21 protein-coding genes and 5 tRNA genes are annotated in these 23,453 nt (G+C 45.3%); 12 read left to right on the top strand and 14 right to left on the bottom strand.

Going from position 1 to position 23,453, the window contains the following annotated elements:
• Positions 1–46: 46 nt before the first annotated feature.
• Positions 47–1,834, top strand: coding sequence for a VWA domain-containing protein (locus PHS53_01045; protein MDD5356719.1), 1,788 nt, complete (start codon positions 47–49; stop codon positions 1,832–1,834).
• A 221-nt stretch (positions 1,835–2,055) separates the two neighbouring features.
• On the opposite strand, the gene PHS53_01040 is transcribed toward PHS53_01045, so the two are convergent.
• Positions 2,056–2,138 (bottom strand) — tRNA-Tyr (locus PHS53_01040).
• A 248-nt stretch (positions 2,139–2,386) separates the two neighbouring features.
• Positions 2,387–2,728: a cupin domain-containing protein gene (locus tag PHS53_01035; GenBank protein ID MDD5356718.1), complete on the bottom strand. Its 342-nt coding sequence runs from the start codon at positions 2,726–2,728 to the stop codon at positions 2,387–2,389.
• A 93-nt stretch (positions 2,729–2,821) separates the two neighbouring features.
• Here PHS53_01035 and PHS53_01030 point away from each other — a divergent pair, with 93 nt between their 5' ends.
• Genes PHS53_01030 through PHS53_01020 form a run of 3 tightly spaced genes read left to right on the top strand, consistent with a single transcriptional unit; the run spans position 2,822 to position 5,124 of the window.
• On the top strand, positions 2,822–3,667 hold the full coding sequence (locus tag PHS53_01030) for a hypothetical protein (protein ID MDD5356717.1): 846 nt from the start codon (positions 2,822–2,824) through the stop codon (positions 3,665–3,667).
• A 23-nt stretch (positions 3,668–3,690) separates the two neighbouring features.
• A complete protein-coding gene (locus PHS53_01025; GenBank protein ID MDD5356716.1) occupies positions 3,691–4,326 on the top strand; it encodes a methyltransferase in 636 nt (211 codons plus the stop codon).
• A 54-nt stretch (positions 4,327–4,380) separates the two neighbouring features.
• Positions 4,381–5,124: a hypothetical protein gene (locus PHS53_01020; GenBank protein ID MDD5356715.1), complete on the top strand. Its 744-nt coding sequence runs from the start codon at positions 4,381–4,383 to the stop codon at positions 5,122–5,124.
• A 69-nt stretch (positions 5,125–5,193) separates the two neighbouring features.
• On the opposite strand, the gene PHS53_01015 is transcribed toward PHS53_01020, so the two are convergent.
• From PHS53_01015 to PHS53_01005, 3 genes are all read right to left on the bottom strand, one after another.
• Complete coding sequence (locus PHS53_01015) at positions 5,194–7,884, bottom strand: AAA family ATPase (protein MDD5356714.1); 2,691 nt, start codon at positions 7,882–7,884, stop codon at positions 5,194–5,196.
• A 146-nt stretch (positions 7,885–8,030) separates the two neighbouring features.
• Positions 8,031–8,846, bottom strand: a complete 816-nt coding sequence (locus PHS53_01010; GenBank protein ID MDD5356713.1) for a hypothetical protein — start codon at positions 8,844–8,846, stop codon at positions 8,031–8,033.
• A 46-nt stretch (positions 8,847–8,892) separates the two neighbouring features.
• Positions 8,893–10,071, bottom strand: coding sequence for a cysteine desulfurase family protein (locus PHS53_01005; GenBank protein MDD5356712.1), 1,179 nt, complete (start codon positions 10,069–10,071; stop codon positions 8,893–8,895).
• 185 nt (positions 10,072–10,256) lie between these two features.
• On the opposite strand from PHS53_01005, the gene infB reads away from it, so the two are divergent.
• From infB to PHS53_00970, 7 genes are all read left to right on the top strand, one after another.
• A complete protein-coding gene (gene infB, locus PHS53_01000; protein ID MDD5356711.1) occupies positions 10,257–11,759 on the top strand; it encodes a translation initiation factor IF-2 in 1,503 nt (500 codons plus the stop codon).
• A gap of 6 nt (positions 11,760–11,765) precedes the next feature.
• Entirely contained in the window at positions 11,766–12,092 is a 327-nt protein-coding gene (locus PHS53_00995; GenBank protein ID MDD5356710.1) for a ribosome-binding factor A, read from the top strand.
• A 32-nt stretch (positions 12,093–12,124) separates the two neighbouring features.
• Positions 12,125–12,196: transfer RNA gene (locus PHS53_00990), tRNA-Cys, on the top strand.
• A 16-nt stretch (positions 12,197–12,212) separates the two neighbouring features.
• Positions 12,213–12,298: transfer RNA gene (locus tag PHS53_00985), tRNA-Leu, on the top strand.
• A gap of 59 nt (positions 12,299–12,357) precedes the next feature.
• Positions 12,358–12,430, top strand: a tRNA-Lys gene (locus PHS53_00980).
• A 182-nt stretch (positions 12,431–12,612) separates the two neighbouring features.
• Positions 12,613–12,694, top strand: a tRNA-Leu gene (locus PHS53_00975).
• A 386-nt stretch (positions 12,695–13,080) separates the two neighbouring features.
• Positions 13,081–14,499, top strand: coding sequence for a hypothetical protein (locus tag PHS53_00970; GenBank protein MDD5356709.1), 1,419 nt, complete (start codon positions 13,081–13,083; stop codon positions 14,497–14,499).
• A gap of 239 nt (positions 14,500–14,738) precedes the next feature.
• On the opposite strand, the gene PHS53_00965 is transcribed toward PHS53_00970, so the two are convergent.
• Entirely contained in the window at positions 14,739–15,020 is a 282-nt protein-coding gene (locus tag PHS53_00965; GenBank protein ID MDD5356708.1) for a hypothetical protein, read from the bottom strand.
• A 304-nt stretch (positions 15,021–15,324) separates the two neighbouring features.
• Here PHS53_00965 and PHS53_00960 point away from each other — a divergent pair, with 304 nt between their 5' ends.
• Positions 15,325–15,909, top strand: coding sequence for a hypothetical protein (locus PHS53_00960; protein MDD5356707.1), 585 nt, complete (start codon positions 15,325–15,327; stop codon positions 15,907–15,909).
• An 87-nt stretch (positions 15,910–15,996) separates the two neighbouring features.
• On the opposite strand, the gene PHS53_00955 is transcribed toward PHS53_00960, so the two are convergent.
• The 8 genes from PHS53_00955 to PHS53_00920 form a co-directional block, all read right to left on the bottom strand.
• A complete protein-coding gene (locus PHS53_00955; protein MDD5356706.1) occupies positions 15,997–16,227 on the bottom strand; it encodes a hypothetical protein in 231 nt (76 codons plus the stop codon).
• A 48-nt stretch (positions 16,228–16,275) separates the two neighbouring features.
• A complete protein-coding gene (locus PHS53_00950) occupies positions 16,276–16,617 on the bottom strand; it encodes a hypothetical protein (GenBank protein MDD5356705.1) in 342 nt (113 codons plus the stop codon).
• A 124-nt stretch (positions 16,618–16,741) separates the two neighbouring features.
• Positions 16,742–17,056: a hypothetical protein gene (locus PHS53_00945; GenBank protein ID MDD5356704.1), complete on the bottom strand. Its 315-nt coding sequence runs from the start codon at positions 17,054–17,056 to the stop codon at positions 16,742–16,744.
• Positions 17,057–17,078: 22 nt separating this feature from the next.
• Positions 17,079–18,221, bottom strand: a complete 1,143-nt coding sequence (locus PHS53_00940) for a pilin (GenBank protein MDD5356703.1) — start codon at positions 18,219–18,221, stop codon at positions 17,079–17,081.
• Between the two features lie 19 nt (positions 18,222–18,240).
• The gene (locus PHS53_00935; protein ID MDD5356702.1) at positions 18,241–18,699 is read right to left on the bottom strand and encodes a pilin; all 459 of its coding nucleotides are present in this window, start codon (positions 18,697–18,699) and stop codon (positions 18,241–18,243) included.
• A gap of 3 nt (positions 18,700–18,702) precedes the next feature.
• Positions 18,703–19,983 carry an extracellular solute-binding protein gene (locus PHS53_00930; GenBank protein MDD5356701.1) on the bottom strand — a complete coding sequence of 427 codons (1,281 nt, stop codon included), beginning with the start codon at positions 19,981–19,983 and terminating at the stop codon, positions 18,703–18,705.
• Positions 19,984–19,985: 2 nt separating this feature from the next.
• A complete protein-coding gene (locus PHS53_00925) occupies positions 19,986–20,513 on the bottom strand; it encodes a methyltransferase domain-containing protein (GenBank protein ID MDD5356700.1) in 528 nt (175 codons plus the stop codon).
• Between the two features lie 219 nt (positions 20,514–20,732).
• Complete coding sequence (locus PHS53_00920) at positions 20,733–23,162, bottom strand: hypothetical protein (protein MDD5356699.1); 2,430 nt, start codon at positions 23,160–23,162, stop codon at positions 20,733–20,735.
• Positions 23,163–23,453 lie beyond the last annotated feature (291 nt).

Here is a 23,453-nt window from a genome sequence, read left to right as displayed (position 1 = left end):
AGGCTGAGGTTGGTAAGAGCTATAGTAGAAAATTTAGGCGGGCAAAATGAAAAAGATATTTCTCTTTACAATAATTTTGAGCTTGTTCTCATCCGTTTCGGTCGCGCGCGCAGACGGAGCAAAAAATATGCTTTTCATCTTCGACGCTTCCGGCTCGATGCTCGAAAGCTTCGGAAACACCACCAAAATCATTGCTGCAAAATCAGCGCTCTCTGACATCATCACAAGCCTTCATGGAAGCATCATAACCGCGCTCCGTCCATTCGGAAATGTAAGAAAAACTACTCAAGCAGAAGCCTGCAAACAAACAGAGCTTCTCATGCCGTTCGGATCTGACAGAAATGCGATCATCGGCAAAGTAAATGCGATCGATGCTATTGGAACATACACCCCTACTGCATATGCTTTGAGCCAAGCTCAAAATGATTTCATAGCGGGAAATGACAACAGTATTATCCTGCTTACCGATGGAAAAGATACCTGTGGAGGCGATCCGGTGGCTTCTGCTAAGGCACTTTTGGCATCGTCCGCAAAGATAAAAACCTATGTTATCGGGCTTGGAGTTGACGACGCTTCACGAACGCAACTTTCGGCAATCGCGACAGCTGGCGGAGCAAAATATTTTGACGCCACAGATTCAGCATCTCTTATCTCCGGATTCAAAGCAATTCAAGATATCGAAAAGCCAATAGACAAAACAAACACCGATAAAGATATCGCGATCGCAATTCGAGGAGGAAATGGGTATGACACGGCGGTCGCGATCGATCCGGCCTCATATCATCTTGATCACAATCAGAAAAACGGCGACTACGATTATTTTAAAATCTCCGTAACAGAAAATGTCCCCATCACACTTACTCTCATCACAACTGACAAGGCAATCGGGTATGATTCCGCGACAAAGAGTTTCGTCCCAAGCAAGCAAATAAATGCAGGACTTAAAATTCAAGACAAGGACAGAGTGGAGATCGGCAAAACATACAGCGTGCAAGCTTCTACGAAAAATGTAGTTTCTTATACGCCAAGTTACACCGGATTTATTTATCTTTTAGTCGGACCGCTTCCCGATTATTACTCGAGCGCATATTATTCGATGGATAAAAGCACAACCTTCAAAATTGAAGTTGCACAGCCGAGTCCAACAGTCATCGCAGTAGCTGCCGGACAAGAGTTGGCTGTCACTCCAGTTGCTGAAAGTTCGGCCGTTCCCTCTCCTTTTGAGGGAGTGATGATGTATGTTGTTATGGGAATTGGATTTTTTGCACTTCTCATCATAGCTCTCATGATAAAAATCTTCCGAAGAAAAAGTTCTCCTGTTATTCCTTCTCCGGGCATGATGCCACCAGTTACAATGAAGCCAAATTATATTCCGCCTGCTTCAATGCCAGGAGCTTCTCCGATGTCCTCAATGCCCACTCCGCCGAAACCAGTCTCCACGGCTCCTGCTAGCACAGCATCGGTTATGCCTTCGACAATCCAAGTAATGCCGACCTCCCCGGCACAAGTGGCGAAACCAGCATTCGTTCCGCCAGTTGTCATTCCTCCTACTCCTCCAGCACCTCCTGCATCCGTCCAGCCTCCGCCACCCCCACCTCCACCAGTACAAACCATGCCAGTAGCTCCTACTCCGCCTCCCGCTCCAAAACCGGTATACGTGACACCAGTAGCGTCTCAAGTTGCCCCAACTGTTCCCACGATGCCGGTAACACCAGTAGCGCCGGTCATACCAACTCCGCCTCCACCTATTCCAATGCCAACGCCTCCACCACCGCCAGTGCCTCCGCAAATCCCGCCTGATATTCCAAAAACAATGCCTCCAGTAGGGTTATAGAGACTAAAAACTTCCGCTTTTGCGGAAGTTTTTAGTTATTGTGCGTCGGGTTGGAATTTCGGTTCTTACAGAACCAGTTTCCTCGATGGAGATTTTTTACGTTCGATTACGAACTTAAAAATCTGCTTATCGAGGCTTCGAATCCAACCACGCAAGACGCCCCCCCCCCGCGTCTTGCTCGGCCACAAATTAAAACTCCCCTTTCGGGGAGATTTAATTTGTGCGTCGGGTTGGATTCGAACCAACGAAGGCGTAAGCCAACAGATTTACAGTCTGCTCCCGTTGACCACTTGGGTACCGACGCATTTCCGTTACCTCATTACCCTACAAAGGTAACAGAAAATTCTTGAAAAAACAATGCGAAAGCCGCGATTGCCTTCAGACAATCGCGGCTTTTTAAGTATTCGTATTTTAAGCTACAAGTTAATAGCTACAACCTACAAGCTGCCCCTTTACTTCACCCCCTACCCTTCCCCCACCCGAATATTAAGACAAGAAAAAAGGACGGAGAGAATTCTTCTCCGTCCTTAACGCTGGCTGATAGGAACCTGCTTAAACAAGTTCCATGTCGAGCTTGCCACCTTCTTGGACAATACCGAGACCACCAGAAACGGAAATGAAGGAGAATCCCTCCTCTCCAATTTCTGTGAACCCGTGTGGTTCTCGCGCCGCTTTAGTGATAACATCACCCGCTTTCACCCTTTCGGCGTTTCCGCGCTCGACAAGTTTGCGAGCTGATCCGTGAGTAACGATCATGGTCGCTGCGCATTCGTGCGAGTGTAGTGGCACCTCACCACCACGCTCGATTGTAACTCGCAAGAACTGCCTACCGAGGGCGCTCGGCAATTCCTCAACCACTGTTCCCGGACAACCGGGTACTGCAACGGTGTTCATTTCTTCCTCCTTTCTTACCTATTCCCAATTCGATTATAAGTATGATATATTAGATATCAACAAAATTTCGAAAAACAGGCATTTTTTAAACAAATGGTTGAATCAATACTCAAGGAACGCAAAAAACTAGCCGAAACAATCTTAGAAGCTCTTTCTACAGAGCAATTTCTCAATGCATCCCAAATTCATAAAAAAGTAGTAGAGGTTGGCGGCAGAAAGTATACAATTCAAGGTCTCTATAAAGAATTAAAGAAACTCCAAGAGGAAGGAATGTTATTTAAACTAGAAACTCGCTATAGCTTACGATTACCGTGGGTGCTCAATTTTCTTTCTCTTGCAGACACTCTTTCCTCTACCTATATCGAAAGGCCTCGATCTCCGCTCGTTTTACCGGAAATAAATAAAAAGGAGATTTGGCATTTTACAGATTTACTAAAAATGAATGACTTTTGGTCTCATCTCCTTCTCATGATAATCCAGCAGTCGAAAAAGAAGATACTTCTTGGGTGGAATCCGCATCCGTGGTTTCACTTAGTTCAGACGAAACAGGAGAAGCAATATATTGAATCCTTGAAATTGGCAAAATCAAAACTTTATCTTATTGTTGGAGGTAATTCTTTTCTGGATAAATGGACAGAGAAATTTTGGGATAAAAAAGCAGTTGAGTATTCATTCAGTAAAAGCGACTTTCAAAACGAACGATCAACCTATATAAACGTCGTCGATGATTTTGTTGTTACAGTAAAACTTGATCCAAAGACGGCTGAGGAGATTGATCGAATATACGAAAAAACAAAATCATTAAATGATCTTGATCTCCAAGCTGTTCTTGCCATATTTCGAAAGAAAACAAAATGCAGTATCTGGCTCGAAAATAATCCAGAGAAAGCGAGAAAGATCACCATTAAGTTTAAAAAGTTCTGGGGAGTAGATTTTTAGACAATTTTCTAATTTTTAGAAAAATGATCGACGACAAACCAAAAGAATACAAAACACAGAAAGTCGATTTTTGCGGTGAGACATTTTATATTGACGAACGCGCTTACATCCCAACCATTGAAACCGAGCAGTTAGTGAATCTTGTTAAAGAGGAAGCGAATAATCCGTCATCGATTGTCGATGTTGGTACTGGTTCAGGCTGTATTGCTGTTACTCTTGCAAAGGAATTTCCGAGTGCAAAAATCTACGCCGTTGATATTGATGAGAAGGCTTTGAAGGTTACGCGCAAAAATGTAAAAATACACAAAACAGCAAATATAATCTGCAGCTCAGGTAATTATGTAGATAATTTAGATATTTTTTCCCCCAATATCATAGTTGCAAATCTTCCGTGGGGAGATGAAAGGTACGTGCTGAAAAGTAACTCGCCAGAAAAACTTAAGTTCGAGCCGAAAATCGCAATTTTTCATCCCAAAGGAATTTTGGGAGCATACGAAGAGCTGATCGCCTCTATCGTTGCCAAAAAATGGAAAACTAAATTATATTTTGAAACGGGTGAGATGCCGAAAATAGAAATCCAAAAAATAATTCCGAAAAATTTGAAATGGGAATACTACCGGATGCAAAATTACTCAGTTTCTAAGGTGGTCTTTACATAAACACAGAGATATTGTAGAAATAGTAAGGACTAGGCCTGGTTTGGAGGAATCATCATGGATGAGAAGGTTTTCTCTCATGTCGGCGATTTAAGGCAATTGGATTTAAGGACGGCTGAAAATAGCGTACTTTGTGCCGTGCTTGGCAGAACGTCTGCCGGGGATTTCATGGGCGAGTGCGTGAAGGCGTTGGCAGCTCGGGAACGAATTCCGGAAGATCTCAAAAACATTCCGGGAATTGGCTTCTGGCCGGTTCCGTTGTACTTTCCACTCATCTTGGCGCGTACGCTCTTCCTGCTCGAACAAACCATCGGAACACTTCGAACTGAGCGGGAGTGGTCTAAAGCGAAGAAGTTGGCGGAAGCACGCAAGATATTTGTCCACCTCTCGTGTGGACAAGAACTTGTCGAAGATGAGCAAATGTCCGATCTTAGCGGAGATCATTGCAGTGTGTTTCTCGAAGATCACCCCGCGATTCTCCGCCTTGAAAGGGGTACTGAGAAGAATCTGCCGTGGTGGCCATTCTGCCAATCGTTGCTCGCCAAACCTTCTGTCTTTCGTTTGCTTGGAGCGGTTAGTGACAACGAAGACGGCTCAATGGGCGAAGTACATGCGCTAGCCGAAACTGGGCTGTTGGCGGATGGGAAATTCTTCCGTTTGCACAGCGTCGCCGAAGAAGAACATGCGCGGTTAGCCAAGCAGATGGAGGAAATCATACTTTCCGAGCCAGAATGGTCACACGAATATCTGGTGGGAAAAGTTCAACATCGTATGCTGTACGCGCAAGTTGCGGGGGTGTGAGGAGACAGGATAATCGGAAGCATCTCCGGCGACGGCGATGCTTCTTTTTTTAAAGCCGAATCTCTCTGGTTACTTCACCCCCTCACCCTTAGAAATCTGAATATCAGAGACAACGCTTTTCTTTTCGCGTCGGCCAACTTTTTTCACTTCAAAAATAAATTCTTTTCCTTTCATTCCGACATACACCTCTCCGCCTTTCATAACCCCACGGGAAATCATAAGATTTGCGACTGGCGTCATAAGTTTGTCCTGAATAAGGCGTTTCAAAGGCCGAGCACCGTATTGCGGATTGTAACCTTCCTTCGCCAAGTATGTGAGCACATCTTCGCCCACATCGAGCTTGATTTCCTTCGAAACAAGCCTGTCTTTCACAACTCCGATCTGAATATCCACGATTTCTTTGATAGCTTCTTCGCTCAAAATATCAAAGACGATAACATCATCGAGACGGTTCAAAAATTCCGGTCGGAAATGATCTTTGAGCGCTCCTTGTACTTTTGATTTGATCTCCTGATAGTCGCTCTTTGCGTTTCCAGAACTAAAACCGATCTTCTGCATCTTATCAATGTAATTTGCGCCAATATTCGAAGTTAATACGATAATCGTATTTTTGAAATTTACCACACGACCCTTTGCATCAGTAAGTCTTCCATTATCAAGAACCTGAAGAAGAATGTTGAACACTTCCGGGTGAGCTTTCTCGATCTCATCAAAAAGAAGAATTGAATATGGCCGGTGTCGCACCATCTCCGTAACACCTCCCCCCTCCTCATGTCCTACATAGCCTGGAGGCGAACCGATGATCTTTGAGACAGAATGTTTCTCCATAAATTCAGACATGTCCACTCGGATGAGAGCTTTCTCATCGTCGAACATAAATTTCGCAAGCGATTTCGTAAGCTCTGTCTTTCCAACTCCAGTAGGACCGAGGAAAATGAATGAGCCGATCGGACGATTCGGATCTGCGACTCCAACACGAGAACGCTTCACCGCATCAGAGATCTTTCTTACCGCCTCATCCTGTCCCTTAATTCTCGATTTGAGTTCCTCCTCCATTCGGGCAAGCTTGCCGGCCTCCTCTTCGAGCATTCGAGTCACAGGAATTCCCGTCCATTTCGAAACAATGCCCGCTATGTCATTTTCAATAATTTCTTCCTTCAAAATTCGGCGGGAACTCTGTAATTTCTTAAGTCTCTTCACTTTTACTTCAAGTTCTTTTTCAAATTCAGGAATTTTCCCATAACGGATTTCCGCTGCCTTTGAAAGATCCGAATGCGCTTCTGCACTTTCTCCTTCCATACGAAGACTTTCGAGTTCTTTCTTAATTGTTTTGATTTCAGAAATGGTTTCTTTCTCGTTTTTCCATTTGAGTTCGATCTCCGCCGTCTTTTCTTTCAGATCAGCGATCTCTTTTTGAATTTTAGCCACGCGAGATTTTGCGATCTTTGATGTTTCAGCCTCTTTTTTCAGAGCTTCTTTTTCAATTTCAAGACGCATCACTTTTCGGTGGGTTTCTTCAAGAACTGGGGGCATATCTTCCAGAGAAATTTTGAGCGAAGATGCAGCCTCATCAATAAGATCTACTGCTTTATCAGGCAAAAATCTGTCGCTAATATACCGGCTTGAAAGATTTACTGCAGCGATGATCGCATCGTCGGTAATACGAACGCCATGGAAAAGTTCGTATTTTTCTTTGAGTCCCCGAAGAATTGCGATAGCGTCTTCAATAGACGGTTCGCTTACGTGCACGGGCTGAAAGCGTCTTGTAAGCGCAGGATCTTTTTCTATGTGCCGAGAATATTCTTTAAGCGTTGTCGCGCCGATCGCACGAAGCTCTCCGCGAGCAAGCGCAGGCTTTAGCATGTTTGATGCGTCCATCGAGCCTTCTGCAGCTCCGGCACCGACGATAGTATGAATCTCATCAATGAAAAGAATAATTCTGCCTTCGGAACGTTCCACTTCTTTAATAATATTTTTGAGACGCTCTTCGAATTCTCCGCGATATTTTGTTCCGGCAATGAGAGAACCGAGGTCAAGCGAGACGAGCTCTTTGTCTTTGAGAGACTCGGGAACATCTCCGAGCGCCATTCGACTCGCAAGTCCTTCTGCAATAGCTGTCTTTCCCACACCTGCCTCGCCGATAAGCATCGGGTTATTTTTGGTTCGACGGGAAAGGATTTGGATGATGCGGGAAATTTCAGCATCTCGGCCAATCACAGGATCAAGTTTATTTTCTCTCGCAAGCTTCGTAAGGCTTCGGGTATATTTTGAAAGTGATTTGAATTTCTTCGGCTGATTGACATCGGTAATTTTTGCGCTTCGAAGTTCTTCGAGCACGCGTAGCACGCCTTCTTTGTCGATTCGAAATCTAGAAAGAATTTCTCGGGCGCTTCCAGGAACTTCAAGGATAGCGATGAAAAGATGTTCTGTTGAAACGAATTCATCCTTAAGTCCTGCGGCAATTTTTGAAGATTTTTCGATCGCTTCCGCAAGTTCTGGGGTCAGATAGATCTGATACGATGGAGCGACAACAGCTCCAGATTCCGGGCCTTCGATGGCTTCAATGAGGGAGTCCGAGAGAAGAAGCGTGTCCACCTCAAGTTTGTCGAGAATAGACGCAACCATACTCTCTTCCTGGAGAAGAAGAGCAGTGAGAAGATGGAGAGGATTCACGTGGTTTTGTCCGCGCTCAATAGCAAGCTCATGAGCCCGGCGAATCGCTTCCTTTGCTTTAGTTGTAAAATGATTGAATGGAGGCATAAGATTATATATTTATTAAGAGATTTGCCTGATATACCTATAAGACGCTCCAAATACTCTTAATTTACCGTTCCCTATCTTGCATTATACAGTGAAAAAAGAGCAAATCAACTTTGACCGCTTTTCCTAAGCAAACCAGAGGAAAATTAGTTAGAGGAAGGAGGAATCTCGCCCTTTACTGTGTTTATCGGAGTATAACTGCTTCTCGAGGAAGTACCGTCACCCAAGAGATGAATACCAATGATTTCTCCGGAAAGATTTAAAAGGTAGTATCCGGAAGCCGGATCTCCCGCATTCAAATTTGTTTTTATAAGTGAAGGAATTTGGGGCACTGTTTTTGCTTTCTCCGTATCGGGATTGTTCATCAAGGAAATGCCAGAAATCACTCCGACACCGACAACATTTCCCGCGTCGCCTGCTCCCAAAGATATGACTGTTTGTCCAAGACGAATAGTGTCTGAATTAGAAATTTTTACGGGAGTGAAGACATATTTATCTTTTATACTATCACCACCAGTTTTAAATATTGATACGCTTTTCCCTGTCGTCTGCATCGCGAGGACTGGGTAGGATTTCCCATCGGAAAAAACTGCGCTCAACTTTCTGTTCGGGTCAAAAGCGACGCTGTCAGAAAGAATAATGCCATCCTTTGAAACGACAATTCCAAGCTGTGAAAAGCCTGGGATGTCCGCATCCTTTATCTCCACAAGACTTTTTGAATTCTGGTTCACTGCGGAGACGATCAGGTCTTCGTCGGTTACAGGAACTTCTTTTGTGACAATGATGGGTTGACCCGGAACAACTTTCTCGACTGTTCTCTCAACTATTCTATTAATAGTTTGGGTAACTCCCGGTGGAGCCTGATCCAAAAGAGAAACTGTTACGATTCCTGTCGCGATAGAGGTAATAAAACTCACGAGAAGCGTCAGTAAGATAATTTGTGATTTAGTTAATTCCTCCATTTTAGGTAGCTTGTAGCTTTAATACTAATGCGAAAAAGAGAAACAATCAATTTAAAATTTTTGGGAGAATTTTAAGAACTTTATCAAGTTCTGCTTTTGTTGTGCCTCTTCCCAGAGTAAATCGGAGCGACGAGCCCTTGCATCCATCTTTTCCCGGCAATGCTCCGATAACATACGAAGAAGGATTTTCGGAGAGATTGTTGCAGGCACTTGCCGATGCGCAGGCAATTCCCACCTCATCGAGTTTGATGACGGCAAATTCTGCATCAAGCCCCGGAAAACAAATATTTATGTTATTAGGAAGCCGAGCTTCCAAGTCGCCGTTCGGCGAGGATTTCTGGAATTTTTTCAAAATTTCAGCAATAAAAAAGTCGCGCAAAACTGTGAGGCGGGAAAATTCGCGCAAACGAATTTTCCCGCAAATCTCCACTGCATTTCCCATCCCCACAATCCCTGGGACATTTTCAGTCCCAGAACGAATCCCCCCTTCTTGTCCCCCACCAAAAAGAATCGGCTCCATTGCAACTTCTTTTCTCTTATACAAAACCCCGACTCCTTTCGGGCCATATATTTTTGAACCATCAAGCGTCATCATCGAAACCCCGAGTGAATCAACTTTGAGCGGCAAATAATTAGCCGCTTGCGAAGCGTCAGTATGGAAAAATGGATAGCTTGTAGCTGGTAGCTTGTCACTTGTAGCTTTTTTAAAATTTCTGATAACTCTCGCGATTTCGGAAATGGGTTGAATCGTGCCAATTTCATTATTTGCATACATAACAGAAACAAAAACCGTATTTTTTCGAAGAGCCTTAGCAATATCCTTGGGATTTACAATTCCATTTTCTCCAACTGAAACATAAGTTACCTCTCCCCCTTCGCGCTCGATTTGTTTACAGACTTCGAGAATCGAAGGATGTTCAATTGCCGTTGTAACAATATGAGGACGAGAATTTTTTTTCTTAGCAGAACGAAAAACCCCAAGTAGCGCCAGATTATTTGCTTCGGTACCACCAGAGGTGAAGATAATTTCTTCCGCGCGCACCCCAAGCTCATGCCCAATAATTTTCCTGGCCTCCATCACAGCCTTTTTCGCAAAAACTCCTTCCACATAAAGAGAGGAAGGATTCTCAAAATTCTCCGAAAAAAACGGCCTCATAGCTCTCAAAACCTCCTTATCCAAAGGAGTTGTCGAGGCATAATCAAGATATATGCGTTTTTTTACCATTGCCGCACAATATAGCAAAGACCTGTCAATTTTCCCAATTTTTGTACCCTGTAGTAGATTTTGCCATCGCGCCTCGCAAAAGGCGCAAAATGAACTCGGAATGGCAAAATTCACTACGGGGTGTTACAATTCCCTCCTATACGTGAACGCTATTGCGATGACGAAAAAACACTTAAATATCTGCCATGAAGCCCGAAAAGAACAACACGATAGTTCGCCCGCCTGTTATTGCAATAATGGGTCATATTGACCACGGCAAATCAACTCTCCTCGATTACATTCGAAAATCAAATATCGTAGACAAAGAAGCCGGAGGCATTACCCAGCACGTCGGTGCGTATGAAGTCGTCCATAAAACTGCCGACGGCAAAGAAAGCAAAATTACTTTCCTCGATACTCCCGGACACGCTGCTTTCACAGGCATCCGTTCTCGCGGAGTGCGCGTGGCAGATATTGCCGTGCTTGTTGTTTCTGCAGAAGACGGCGTAAAAGCGCAGACTATTGAAGCACTCAAAACAATTCAAACAGAGGAAATCCCTTTCATCGTTGCAATTACGAAAATCGACAAACCAAATGCAAATATAGAAATGGCGAAGCAGAGCATGGCAACCAATGAGATCTATGTCGAAGGGTATGGAGGTTCTATTCCCTGCATTGCTATTTCCGCAAAAACTGGCGAAGGCGTGCCCGAGCTTCTCGATATGATGCTTCTCGTTTCTGAAATGGAAGAATTGAAAACAGACACCTCAAAACCAGGAGAAGGAATAGTCCTCGAAAGCAATCTTGATCCGAAAAAAGGAATTTCTGCAACACTCATCCTCACTGACGGCACATTAAAGTCTGGCTCATTTGTAGTCTCCGGCAAAAGCACAGCACCCGTACGAATCATGGAAAATTTTGCTGGTGTGAAAATTACTGAAGCTACCGCTCCCTCTCCTGTAAAAATTATCGGTTGGAGCGAAATGCCCCAAATTGGAGAGCTTTTCAAAACCGTAGAAAATAAAAAAGAGGCGGAAAGTTTAGCTTTGGCATTCAAAGAAAAAGCAGATGCAACTCCGGAGAAAAAAGAGGAAACGACTGACAGACTTGAAATTCCCCTCGTCGTAAAAGCAGACGTATCAGGAAGTCTTGAAGCAATTCAAAGTGAAATCTCCAAAATCCCTCAAGAAAAAGTAAAATTAAAAATTATTCAATGCGGGATCGGAACCATTTCTGAAAGCGATGTGAAAGTTGCAAACGGAAGTGTGGGATCAATCCTCATCGGCTTCAGCGTAAAGATCGATTCTCAAGCAGAGAGCCTTCGAGAGCGACTTGGGGTACAAATGCAGATGTTCGATATCATATATAAACTTGTTGAGTACCTTGAAGAAACTGTAAAAACACGAACACCGAAAGTAATGACGGAAGAAGCGACTGGCCGGGCAAAAATTCTAAAGACATTCTCGAGAAACAAGGACCGACAAATTGTTGGGGGCAAAGTAGAAACAGGTGAAATAAAAACGGGAAAAGAGGTAAAAATCCTTCGCCGAGATGTTGAAATTGGGCGTGGGCGCATCAAAGAACTTCAGCAACAGAAAGCCAAAGCGACAGAAATACGAGAAGGATACGAATTCGGAGCTGATATTGAGGCAAAAATTGAGATCGCTCCGGGAGACCGAGTTGAATGTTTTGACGTCGTAGAGAAATAAACAATCATGGCCGAATTTCGAGACGAAAAAATCATAGCGATTATTAAAGAAGCGGCAGCGCAATTTCTCGCGCAAGAGTCCACTCGCGCTTCCCTTCTCACTGTCACAAAGGTAGTGCTCTCAACAGACGGGAAACAAGCGACCATTTTCTTCACCGCCTTCCCAACAGAAAAAGAAGAAACTGCGCTCCTTTTTGCAAAGCGAAAACGAAAAGAGTTTCAAGAATACATGCGAGAAAAAACTTCCCTCGGCCGAATGCCCTTATTTGATTTCGCAATCGATGAAGGAGAAAAGAACCGCCAAAAAATAGATTCTCTGTCGCAAAAAATCTAAAAAATGCTACACTAAACGGGTCGTGTTCATACGGCCACGTAGCCAAGTAGTAAGGCAGAGATCTGCAAAATCTCTATACGCGAGTGCGATTCTCGCCGTGGCCTCAGTCAATTTATAATTGCCCGGGTGGCGAAATTGGTAGACGCAGAGGACTTAAAATCCTCGGCCCCTTAAAAGGCATGCCGGTTCGAGTCCGGCCCTGGGCACAATTTGCTGAAGAGTCAAAATTCTGTTAGATTTTAGCCTGTTTAAAAAATTAAATAATGCGCCCATAGCTCAGCTGGTAGAGCAGATCCCTCTTAAGGATAAGGTCGAAGGTTCGATCCCTTCTGGGCGCACAGAAAATTTTGAAGAAATTTTCAGGCGCCCAAGCAAAGCGCGGGGCGCTTTGCGGGAAGGGATCGAAGCCCCGATGAGCAGATTTTTAAGTTCGTAGTCGAACGTAAAAAATCTCCATCGGGGATACTGGTCGTGTAACGACCGATATCCCAGGTGGACGCACCTAGTTAAAAATATAAATGCCGGGGTGGCGAAATTGGCAGACGCACTTGCCTTAGGAGCAAGCGGAGTAATCCATGGAGGTTCAAGTCCTCTCCCCGGCACAAATTAAAAACTCCAGCTTTTGCTGGAGTTTTTAATTTGGCACGGGAGTAAGTGCCAAAGGGCACTTACGGGAGAGGACTTGAAGCCCGATTGAGCATTTTTTCTAGCTTTATCGAGTGAAGAAAAAATCCAATCGGGGTACTGCTCCTGTAAGGAGAAAGATTCTCTCCCCCGACTTCAGCGAAATCGAAAAGTACCGGGCGTAGCCGACAAGTCCTCTCCTTTTATTCCAATAAAATCATCCTCTCGTCAAATTGACTTTTCTTTTAATTTATGCCATAAATAGCTACTGTTTCTCGCTTTTATAGAGAGAAAAGGCCGTAGCCTCGGCGGTTTCCGTGGCGTTGGTTCTTTGACGTTCAAGCAAAATGAGAGGAGTAACGCCATGGGTATCTTCACAAATGGTTTGTCAGCGGGAACGGTTGTTCTAATCATCGGAATCGTCGCAATGTTCATTTGGGCGGCATTTGAAATCGCGACGCTTTACGGCAAGCTGGAGATCTGGGTCAATAACTGGATCAAGGAAAAAGCGAGGGACCAACCCCCGCCGAAACCGAAACCGGGAGAGAGGCCGATTCCCGACAAGAAAGCGAAGTTCTTCGCTCTTCCCGTAGAAGGCGGGACGGTGGTGGCAGAGTTGAATCAGTCGCGCCATCGGCAGATCTTCCAGGAGAAGGGTTTTTTCTACGATTACAAGTACAGTATGCGAACGCCGGATGGGATGCATTTCAACCCCCTTTGGGAAAAGGACCACACACTGGCAAAGTTTCTTCCGGGAGAGCCGACGTACGAGCATTATGATCCGTTCTGGGATTACTATGGAGTTCTCAGACGACCATTTATCAAATGGTTCGATGAGTTCCTCTATAAAAAATACAAGGTGAGGTGGATCGGTCTTTTCGGAAATCAAAAAAGGTTCCGGGTCCAGTGGAATGGCGCCCGCAAGGAAGGGACGACCCAAGAGGCACCGAGGGATCAGGTCGAAAGCCACAACGAGCTTTTGAACTACATCCCCCATCACACATACGTGATTATCATCCTCAAAGACATCGAGGGAAAAGCCAATATTAAATCGGACTTCTGGGTTAAGACGAGCTACACAGCAGAACGTGGCGCGGAGCTTCTTTACTACACACTGCCTCCGGGAGCTTATATGGTTGACCTAGAAACCGGCATGCGAGCGCCCTTCCAGGATGTAGTCGCGAACAAAAGCGTGAAAACAGTTCGCGCAAATGCCGATATTGAAAACGCCGGCATCTTCAAAGGATTTCTCGCGAAGGTTCGCGACGAAATGCTCACAAAGACGCAGGGAAATATTTATATCGATAACCTTGCGCGCTTTGACTTTGAGACTGACGATGTCGCCGCAAAGGCCGAAGAGGCGGCGGAACTTGCCATACACAAGGCAAACGAGCAGACTGAATTAGCTCGCGGCAAAGCGGCAGAAGTGCTGGCGGTGGGCTTGGCAGAAGCAGAAGTCGCTGCGGCCAAGGATAAAGCCAAGGTGGCTGGCGATATTGAATATGCAAAGACGCTGACAAATATTAGCCCCGAAGCCGCGCACGTATTGGCTAATCAAGCACTTTCAGAGCTTTCGGAGACGAAAAATCTGAATAGCTTAACCTTGATTTTCGGTGATACCGGTGGCAAATACATACTCCCAGTATCGGGTGGCAGCAATCCAGTGCCAGCTCCTCAGGGCGACAAATCTTCCTCAAAGAAAGGAGGCAAAGGGGAAGAAAAAGCGGACACGTCGGCAGACGCTTCCGCAAAGCCCGAAGAAGCAGCCACACCGGCTCACTAACGCCCCAATTGCTTGAATATTGTAATTCCTATGGCCACTTTTCTGCGAAGAAGAGTGGCTATTTTCATATATATTTTACCTATCCGAAATATTTGACTTTTTATATGTTTTATGCTAGTATAAAATCTGGAATTTGGGTTGTTTTTTGAAAAAAACTTGGAACTTTTTTGACCCCTAAAGGGGCAGATTGGAGACACAAATGTTCGAATCGGCCATAGTTGTCGGAGGATTAGTTGCGATTATCGTGCTGGCGAAGGTGGCAAAGATCTTGCTGTCAGATCCGCCAGCACCAGTGGTGGTGCAAGTGCCTCAAGCACCTGCTCCACCTGTTGCGCCAGCAGTTCCGGCGCCAGCAGCTCCCGCAGCGCAAGTTGCAGGAGCAGCGAACCCGGCGGCTCCGGCGGCAAATGCGCCTGTGGCTCAAGCGGCTCAGGCAGCAGCGGCGCCGGCAGGACAAGCTCAACCGGCAGCAAACCAGGCGCAGGGACATCCCGTCCCAGCACCGGCAGCTCCGGCGGCACAAGCAGGACACCCTCCGGCCCAAGCGCCCGCAGCGCGTCCAGTTGGCTTTGGGGAAAAGGCTTGGAAATTCATCTGGACAGACACGTGGACGAACCCGTCAAAAGCGAGACTGCTCACCTTGGGTCTGCCCGCACTTTGCGTGGTGTTCGCGTGGTCGTTTCCGGATGATTACAAGGCAATGTCCTCCGAGTTAAAACAGAAGATTGCTGTAGCTCTCTTTTGTCTCCCCTTCTCCAGTGTCTTTTGGAACTGGAAAGGGGAAGGTGCTGGTAAACACTAACTGAAACCTGAAAGGAGATCGGCATGAGTGCAAGCAGCGGTGGAATCAATCTGAAACCGGGCGAGATCATAATGAAACTGATCGCGCTCGGTCTTCTCATCATTCCCATCTCGAGCGTAGTGATGTATATCCTCGAACACGGATATGGCACCACCACCCCCGAGGCAACAGCGCAACAGGCGCTGGAGTTGAAGAAAATCGAAAAAGCGCTAGCGCCGCAGAAAACAGCAAAAGCGCCAGCTCCATCCACCCGGCCCACGAAAACTGTAGTTCGGGTGGTCACAGCGAAGGTGATCCAACCACGGGTGCCTGTAAAGCTACCGTGTATCGTGGAAGTCCCTCCGGGCAAAAGCAAATTGGTTTGCCTGCCTGACGGAGGAGTGCACTACGAAATCCCCTCTCCGCCGAACGACTTCAATCCGCAGAAATTCAGCCGAACTTTCTACAGGGAAAGCGAGGCGGCTCCGGATGAGCGGACTGCGGACAAACGGATCGGCGCCAGCACGCCAAGAGACTATGAACCAAAATGGGTACTCATAGAAAACCTGAATCCAAGTCAGGTAAATGTAAAAATAGAACCCAGTAAACAATGTACAAATATTAGGTGATGGAAAATAGGCGAGGAGGGGCATTAGCCACTCCCCGCCTATTATTTTTGCCTAAATAAATCAGATGACTTAGAAAAGAATTTATGCTTACTGTATTGTGCTTTTGATAAAAGATTTTATAGCAATCGCAGCGGTCATAATAAAAAGCCCGATAAGTCCCCACATAATATGTTGGGCTCCAACTTGACGCGCTTCTTCATCATCGGATTTCCAGATAAATTGAACAACCCCATACACAAAAATAACTACCGCAACTCCAAAGAGGATTATGATAACGGGATTTAAAACGGCTGTTTCTAATTTACCAAGTAATTCCATAGGAAAAGAGGACGAAGAAAAGAGCTCGTGGATGAGCTCTTTTACTTTTTAATTATGAGTTGCAGGAAGAAGATTCGGAACGTTGTTTGCCTGATTCAACTGGAGCGAATCTCGAAGAAGATTCACCAAACCCCAGACGGATACCATCACGAAAATTGCGATAATACCGTAGATCATCGTGTTTCGCCCCGCTGATCGCTTTTCTTCATCTCCTCCCGCAAGAATATAAGTAAGAACACCGTAGAGAAAAAGTACGACTGCTGCAGAAATAAAAAGAGGAACGAGCTGGCTCAAAGTCCTTTGAGCAAGACCGATGATATTATCAAAACCCGCTGCGAACGCTAAGCCAGGAAGCGCCCAAACTGAAGCAATGATGAGAGATTTTTTCATACTATCTATTAATAAATAACTTAATAATAAAGTTTCGTTGAACGACTTTTTTAATGAAACGTACTTTAATGGTAACAAACCGAGGGAAATCAGCAAGAAAGACGTGTGGATATGAAATACGGCTTTATTGAAGGCCCGGAGTAAGTTGTGGCAACACTGGATTTGTACCAACGACACTTAGGGTAATAATCCCGACAAGAGCCCATAGTGTGGTGATAACGGCCAAACCGACAATACCATAAGTCATAAAACGTACTCCCTCTTTTCGTTTTTCTTCATCCCCTCCTGAATAGATATAACGGAGTACTCCATAGAGAAAACCGATGACAGCAACCCCGACCAGGACAGGAATAATCTGTCCCAAGTACCTTGTCATACAATCTGCCAAAGTGGTGAAGTCTATCGCACATGCTGCAGCAAGATTTTGTGATGGATTCATAGTAAATAAATAAATTATTAAATTATTGTAATTGTTTAATGGTGTTCTCAATGATTTTTGATAGAACAGTCGCTCCGAGAAGCACCCCTGCCCCAATCACTGTCCACATAAATGCCCTCTTTGCTGTTTCAAGCTCTTCACTATTCCCGCGAGCTTTTACAAAGAGAAAGCCGGTGTAAATAATAGCGAGCACAATGATCACTCCGCCAATCTGTTCGGCAACTTTTAGAATTTTATTGAGAAGCGTGTACAAATCACATGTATTTCCAAGAGGATTCGGCAATCTGCCATTGCTACCGGAACAACTGCCACCAGTAGTACCGAGATCAAACGGCTTCTTGCCCGTGTCACCCAAATCAAAGGGTGCTGGAGATTGATGAGGACCTCCCCCTAAAGCAGGATCGGAACAAGGACCACAAGAAGGGCTATCAATGCCTTGGTTCGCCTGACTATTTACACACGCAGACAAAGAAGGATAATTCGTGCCGTTTGCATCACAATAAGCTCCCGGCTCCGTATTGAGAGTAGGAAGCGGAGTCGTATTCCCCGCACCCTGATCTTGGCAAGGAGAACATTTTTCAGGCGAACCAGCCGCGGCAACACAACTGCTGAGACTATAGAATACAACATTGCCACCTCCCGAAGCGGCACACCAAGTCTGATTAATTGTATTATCCGCGGAATAAAGTGACATGTACGATCCAGAGCCGAATCCCAAAAGAATTCCATTTAAATTGAAATTAAAAAGGGAACCGTTTGTGGGTTTCGATGTTCCGTAATAGCCTTTGAGCTTATTGTTGATGGTAGCAATATCTGTAGAGGTACACTGCCTACAAGAACCGCCGGAGACTCCCGAATTTGCAATAGACTGGACACAGGCATCATTGGTGGGAAAAGCATTGACCGCTTTTTTGTCTTTGCCAATGGCACACCATACGACACAAGTACCGCACACATTCCAGGAAGCATCTCTTCCTTGGGTACACGCTGGACCCGAACCAAATACATGCACTACATTATTTGGATCTTTTGAACACCAGGTAGCAGCTGAAGCGGACGAAGGAAGCGCTCCTAAAATAAGAAACGAGATGAGAACAAAAAAGATTCCGAAGAAAAAAGCTGATTTATTTTTAAGTATATGTTCCACTTTTTCTACTGTTTTCATGGTAAGCATCTTGCGAAAATTAACCGAGCAAATTAAAACCTGAACCTTTCTCGACGAGCGCAGTAAGTATGGTATTTATGATGAGCCACGCAGCAAGCATAATAATAATTCCGACAAGCGCACTCCAAAAGATATGATGAGCCTCTTCTATTTTCCCAGGATTTCCTCCTGCGGTCAAATAAAGGAAACCGGCAAAAAAGAACGAAACAGCTGCAATTGGAATCGCGATATAAAGAAGAAATTGAATGATGTTGGAAACAAGCTGGAGGAAGGCGTTATATCCACAACCACTTTGCCCCGTGCGGGTGTCATTGAGATCAGAATTTTCTGCTGTAATCGAACCATCACAAGGAGGAACAACTGGCTGGAAAGGACTCCAGGCAAAAACGGGCAAAGCAACACTGAAAATAACGAAGAAAACAAAAAACCCGAGAAAGATTTTCGAAAGTATATTTTTTGAGGAAGATAAGTCTGCCATATTTTAGTTATTTTGGTTAAACAAAAGCTGAATCGCCTGGCTTCCCAACCCTATCGCGTCAGAATATTTTTCCTGGCCGGAAGATACTGTTTCGATCATCCGCTGGAAAATGTTTTTCGTCTCTGTCGGATTTGGGTCAAACCACGCGCGGGAACGAAGCGCGGAAGAATACATTACTGGACTCAATGAATCTTGCGGGGGTACTGCCAAAAGATCGAGACGGGTTGGAGGCAAGCCGCTGACTACAGCAAAATTTCTTACCACATCTTGCGACGTGAGATACGTAATCATATTGAGAGCACTCACGAAGTTCGGCGAAGTTTTGAGAATTGCGAGGCCGTACATTCTGCCAAAAGTCATTGAAACTGTGACTTCTTTCGGCTGAGGCATAAGTGCCATATCGAGATTGAGATTCGGATTTTTCTGTCGAAGTGTCTTGAGTTCCGACGCAAAACCAAAATAAACAGCGAGCTTGCCAGAAGCGAATGAATCAATAGAAAGAGGAAGAGAGCGGTTCCAGGTGTAGGCCTCGTTGGTCGGATTCCCGAACTGGGCATAAAAACGAAGCCCCTCTTCGGCGGAGTTTCCCGATGAATCAAGAGCAGAAACCCAGCCGATCTGGTCATATTTTGTAATGGGATTGCCCGACTGCAGAAGAAGTGTCGCTAGAATTTCTTTTGCATTGGAGACATTTTTAAACTCCCCCATCGCTCCCGCACTTTGAAGCAGTACGGATGCATTATTTTTAAGCGTGAGCTTTTTAGTAAATGCGATGAAATCACTCCAATTTTTCGGCGGAGCAACTACGGAAGCATTCGTGAGAAGATCGCGATTCCAATACATAACAAGCGGGTCGATCACGAAAGGCAAAGCGAGAATTCCATTGCCTGTGAGATACATATTCCCCTCTTGTATGAAAGTATCTTGAAATTGTCTTTGCGTAAGAGCGGTAAAAGGAATAAGAGCAATCTTTTCAGAGTGGCGGTAGATTTTATCTTGTCCTAAAAGAAATATGTCGGGACCGTGGCCTGTGGCGATAGCTTCTGCTAAATCAGTATCGAATGTGGCTTCATCTTTTTCAACATAACTTACTTTAAGCTCCGATTGCTTCCCTTGATTGAGCGCGGTGAAAAGAGCGTCAAATGTTTGTTGGGGAACCGTACCCCAGATCACCACAGATGCGGTCGCGCTTCCTTCCGGCGCCCTCACAATTGCAAAAGTAATGAGGCCGACGATAGCAAAAAAGATGAGAATTCCGATAAAAACAATTTGAAAATTGGACATAGCTATTTTTTAAAAATGAGTCCGTAATGATGATCCCCTGCCCGGATTTGGGTTTGCAGTGTGAGCCCCGCTTTCGTGAAAAGTTCTTGCGCCTTTTTTGCCGTAAAAATCGCATCAAATGCCGGCCCCATTCCCCCGTACGAATCGGTCCAATCAATCACCAGAATGCGTCCGCCTGATTTCACAATCCGCTTTGCTTCTGCGACGGCGCCGACTTTATCAGGAAGCTGGAAAAGAATGTTTGAAATGAGCACCGCATCAACTGAATCCGCTTTCAAATGCGTGCCTGCCGGTTTTTCCACATCCGCCCAGATGATTTCGATATTTGTAAATCCGCGTTTGCTTCCTTCATTTTTAATTTTTGCCAAAAGATCTTTTTGGACATCAATCGCATAGACTTTCCCCGCCCCGCCGACAGCTTTTGCAATTTCAAAAGCATAAAAACCGCTGCCGGCGCCGAAATCTGCGACTTTCGCTCCAGACTGAAGTCCAAATTGCTGTATGTTGTGTTCTGGGTCTGTAAAGGCCATAAAAAAGCTTATTAGCTGCCTGCCCCGTAGTGAGCTTTGCTCTACTACTGGGGTAGCTTTTAGCTGGTAGCTTCAATCCATATATTATACAAGAAGAAACCCCGCAAAAGAATGCGAGGCTGGGGACAAACTTTCATTCAAACTGATGCGCAGAAAAACAATCCGGCGCCTTCACGAAGGCACCGGATTGTTTTTTAGCTGATAATTTTAAGTTCGAGATTAGTGGAGCGGACAGTTCTCTGGAGCAGTGAATCGAGCAGCAAGAGAGCTGTATGCGCTGTCTGTGCCCGGAACTGCTGCGTTGAATGCATCGATGATCTCTTGAGTAGTGAACCCTGTCGTGAGTCCAGCAGAGGTGTTCAAGAGAGCGTTAACTGTTGCTCGGGCGAGCTGATTGATTCCACCGCCGTTCGCCTCAAGTGCTTGCTGAAGCGTAGGATTTGCCACTGGAGAAGGCTTGCCTTTTGCGCTCCACATAATTGAGATCTGTTCGAAGACACTACTGAAGAGCTGGCTTGGAGTGTATCCTGTCCAACTTGCTGGATGATTCTTCCAATATCCTGGAGAACAATATTGCAAGACTGGAGCTTTCGTGTTCGTGATCGTACAAGTCTTTGTCTCCCCTGGACCTACTGCAACATCCGTACAGGTATTTCCAGTCATGTTCCATCCTGATGGGGTGTTTTCCGTTACTGAATAGGTGCCCGGGGTAACTTCGTAGTCTTTATTTGCCGCATCAGTTATTGTACCTGCTCCACCACCAGTGATCGTTCCGCTTCCTGTTGCATTAATTGGGAAGGAAGTCGTATCGCCGGTTGGGTCGGTTACCTTATCAACGATAAGATGGCCTTTCTTTGTGTTGGTGAAGGTACATGTTACTGTCTGACCTGCAGCAAGCGTGATACTTGCTGGGGTATTTCCTTGACCGTCACACGTTGCGCTTGTCTGAACCCATCCCGATGGAAGAGTTTCAGAAACAGAATAGGTACCAGCGTTTAGAGTCTGGTCATTTGGTGCCGTAGCGTCAGTGAGAGAAAAGTTTGTGTATCCTGCACCTCCTGCAGTGAAATCAAAGCTTTGTGAATCGCCAGAAGGATTGGTTACTTTATCTACAATAATATGACCTTGAGAAACTACTGTGAATGGTTCACATTCGCCATCTGCTGCTGAGTAGGTCGCATCACCATTGTAGTGAGCTTTGAATCCGTAGCTACCTGCAGAAAGTGGTCCTTGGCTCGATGAAGGGTGTGCAACTCCGGAAACCAGAGAAACGCCTGAACCAGAAGGTGTTGCCTCACTAGAACAAGTGGTTGATGTGTAGAATGAGAAATCTACAGTTCCGGTTGGAGTTCCACCTGAACCTGAAACAGTAGCCTTATCATGCACTGTTACCGGAGCTATCACTGAACCACTGACAACCGCTTCAGAAGCATTGTGAACTTCCGTGACTACTGATGGAGTGAGCTTGTTTACAGTTAGAGGTTCACATGCTCCCTCGCTCGCATTGTAAGTATCGTTTCCTGCATAGCTAGCTTTGTAAGACATCGCTGGAGCAGCTGCAGCAACAGGAGTTGTCTCTGCATGTCCTGTGCCATCAAGTGCTACTACTTGAGGAGCACCATTTGTTGCAGTACATACGCCATCGCTGTAAAGCTGGAAGGAAACATTGCCAGTTGCAGTTCCACCCGTACCAGTTACAAGAGCATTATCATGCACCATATCCCCAACTGTTGCGGAAGTAATAACTGAGTGATTAGCACTGTGAACATCTGTAGAAGTGCGGGAATCAAGTTTTGTCGCCGTTAATGGCTCACATGCACCATCCGCTACAAGGTAATTACCGTCACCATTGTAGTGAGCTTTGTAAGAGAGACCTGTTGTCGGAACGGTTGTTGCGCTGGATTCTCCTACTCCCGCCGTCAAAGCAACTCCTGATTGCGTTGTCGGAGTCGCCTCACAAGTTGTGTTTGGGTAGAGATTAAAATTAACAGTGCCTGTAGGAACAGGACCGCCAGTTTCGCCAGTAACCGTTGCTTGGTCGTGTACAGAAGATCCGATCGGAGCTGAAGTGATGACAGCATGGTTTGCGTCATGTACGTTCGTAGTAACTGTAGGGGTGTGAACAACTTTCAGAATCTTTGACGCGCCAAGAGTTGGGCCCGCTGTCTCATCAAGAGTGTCAGCATGAGATTTTCCTCCGCTGTAGCTTGTGATCGCATCAATATGTCGTGTGGAATTCACCTGTTCATCTGCATGATTCACTGTGTAAGGAATGAGAGCCGATGAAAGACTCGCAACTCCCGTACCTCCAATTCGAGGCACAGCGCCCAAATTATGAGAAACACCATCTGGAGTAGTAAGTGTCCACGTTCCGCCTTCAAAAGCACAGTTCGGAGTAGGGAGTGCGGAAAGTGTCGCTTTATACTTAATAGCTTCACCGTCGGTCACTGTTCCTGATCCGATATTTGTCGTTCCATCAGCACGAAATGCTGCGACAGAGACTCCTCCGCCGTTATCGGTACAACCTGCCGGGTCAACGTCTGCTCTTGCAGGAGTTCCGGCAAAAGCGACCGCGAGCATGAAGCTCAAAACTGAAGCAGAAAGTATTTTGCTCCAAAACGATCTTTTTTCTATTGTTATCTGTTTCATAATGTTTGTATTAATTCTTGTAATAATTATTTAATTTTTAAATGTACAATTTTCGACCTCGTCATTATTTCCTAATTCTACCTGGTCTATTTTTTGATTGCACTCTTGATTTACGAATTATGTATTGTGTAACCCGTCCTGTATATAACCTGTGAATTAAATGTGGATAAAATAAAAACCTTTCATTATTCGACCTCTTTAGTGGTAGACGATGGGAATAAGCATTTCTTACTGAATAAAAATCCCCGCGAGAACCCAAAGGTTCTCGCGGGGATTTTTAAAAACCCGGGA

The sequence above is a fragment of the Candidatus Paceibacterota bacterium genome (assembly GCA_028714635.1).
Classification (GTDB): domain Bacteria; phylum Patescibacteriota; class Minisyncoccia; order Phycocordibacterales; family JAQTLZ01; genus JAQTLZ01.
This window is presented reverse-complemented; position numbering and strand designations above follow the sequence as displayed.

Excerpts from the sequence above, each read along its gene's own strand:
- PHS53_01045 (MDD5356719.1), top strand. The coding sequence starts at position 47 with ATGAAAAAGATATTTCTCTTTACAATAATTTTGAGCTTGTTCTCATCC.
- PHS53_01035 (MDD5356718.1), bottom strand. The coding sequence starts at position 2,728 with ATGAACACCGTTGCAGTACCCGGTTGTCCGGGAACAGTGGTTGAGGAA.
- PHS53_01030 (MDD5356717.1), top strand. The coding sequence starts at position 2,822 with ATGGTTGAATCAATACTCAAGGAACGCAAAAAACTAGCCGAAACAATC.
- PHS53_01025 (MDD5356716.1), top strand. The coding sequence starts at position 3,691 with ATGATCGACGACAAACCAAAAGAATACAAAACACAGAAAGTCGATTTT.
- PHS53_01020 (MDD5356715.1), top strand. The coding sequence starts at position 4,381 with ATGGATGAGAAGGTTTTCTCTCATGTCGGCGATTTAAGGCAATTGGAT.
- PHS53_01015 (MDD5356714.1), bottom strand. The coding sequence starts at position 7,884 with ATGCCTCCATTCAATCATTTTACAACTAAAGCAAAGGAAGCGATTCGC.
- PHS53_01010 (MDD5356713.1), bottom strand. The coding sequence starts at position 8,846 with ATGGAGGAATTAACTAAATCACAAATTATCTTACTGACGCTTCTCGTG.
- PHS53_01005 (MDD5356712.1), bottom strand. The coding sequence starts at position 10,071 with ATGGTAAAAAAACGCATATATCTTGATTATGCCTCGACAACTCCTTTG.
- infB (MDD5356711.1), top strand. The coding sequence starts at position 10,257 with ATGAAGCCCGAAAAGAACAACACGATAGTTCGCCCGCCTGTTATTGCA.
- PHS53_00995 (MDD5356710.1), top strand. The coding sequence starts at position 11,766 with ATGGCCGAATTTCGAGACGAAAAAATCATAGCGATTATTAAAGAAGCG.
- PHS53_00970 (MDD5356709.1), top strand. The coding sequence starts at position 13,081 with ATGGGTATCTTCACAAATGGTTTGTCAGCGGGAACGGTTGTTCTAATC.
- PHS53_00960 (MDD5356707.1), top strand. The coding sequence starts at position 15,325 with ATGAGTGCAAGCAGCGGTGGAATCAATCTGAAACCGGGCGAGATCATA.
- PHS53_00955 (MDD5356706.1), bottom strand. The coding sequence starts at position 16,227 with ATGGAATTACTTGGTAAATTAGAAACAGCCGTTTTAAATCCCGTTATC.
- PHS53_00950 (MDD5356705.1), bottom strand. The coding sequence starts at position 16,617 with ATGAAAAAATCTCTCATCATTGCTTCAGTTTGGGCGCTTCCTGGCTTA.
- PHS53_00945 (MDD5356704.1), bottom strand. The coding sequence starts at position 17,056 with ATGAATCCATCACAAAATCTTGCTGCAGCATGTGCGATAGACTTCACC.
- PHS53_00940 (MDD5356703.1), bottom strand. The coding sequence starts at position 18,221 with ATGAAAACAGTAGAAAAAGTGGAACATATACTTAAAAATAAATCAGCT.
- PHS53_00935 (MDD5356702.1), bottom strand. The coding sequence starts at position 18,699 with ATGGCAGACTTATCTTCCTCAAAAAATATACTTTCGAAAATCTTTCTC.
- PHS53_00930 (MDD5356701.1), bottom strand. The coding sequence starts at position 19,983 with ATGTCCAATTTTCAAATTGTTTTTATCGGAATTCTCATCTTTTTTGCT.
- PHS53_00925 (MDD5356700.1), bottom strand. The coding sequence starts at position 20,513 with ATGGCCTTTACAGACCCAGAACACAACATACAGCAATTTGGACTTCAG.
- PHS53_00920 (MDD5356699.1), bottom strand. The coding sequence starts at position 23,162 with ATGAAACAGATAACAATAGAAAAAAGATCGTTTTGGAGCAAAATACTT.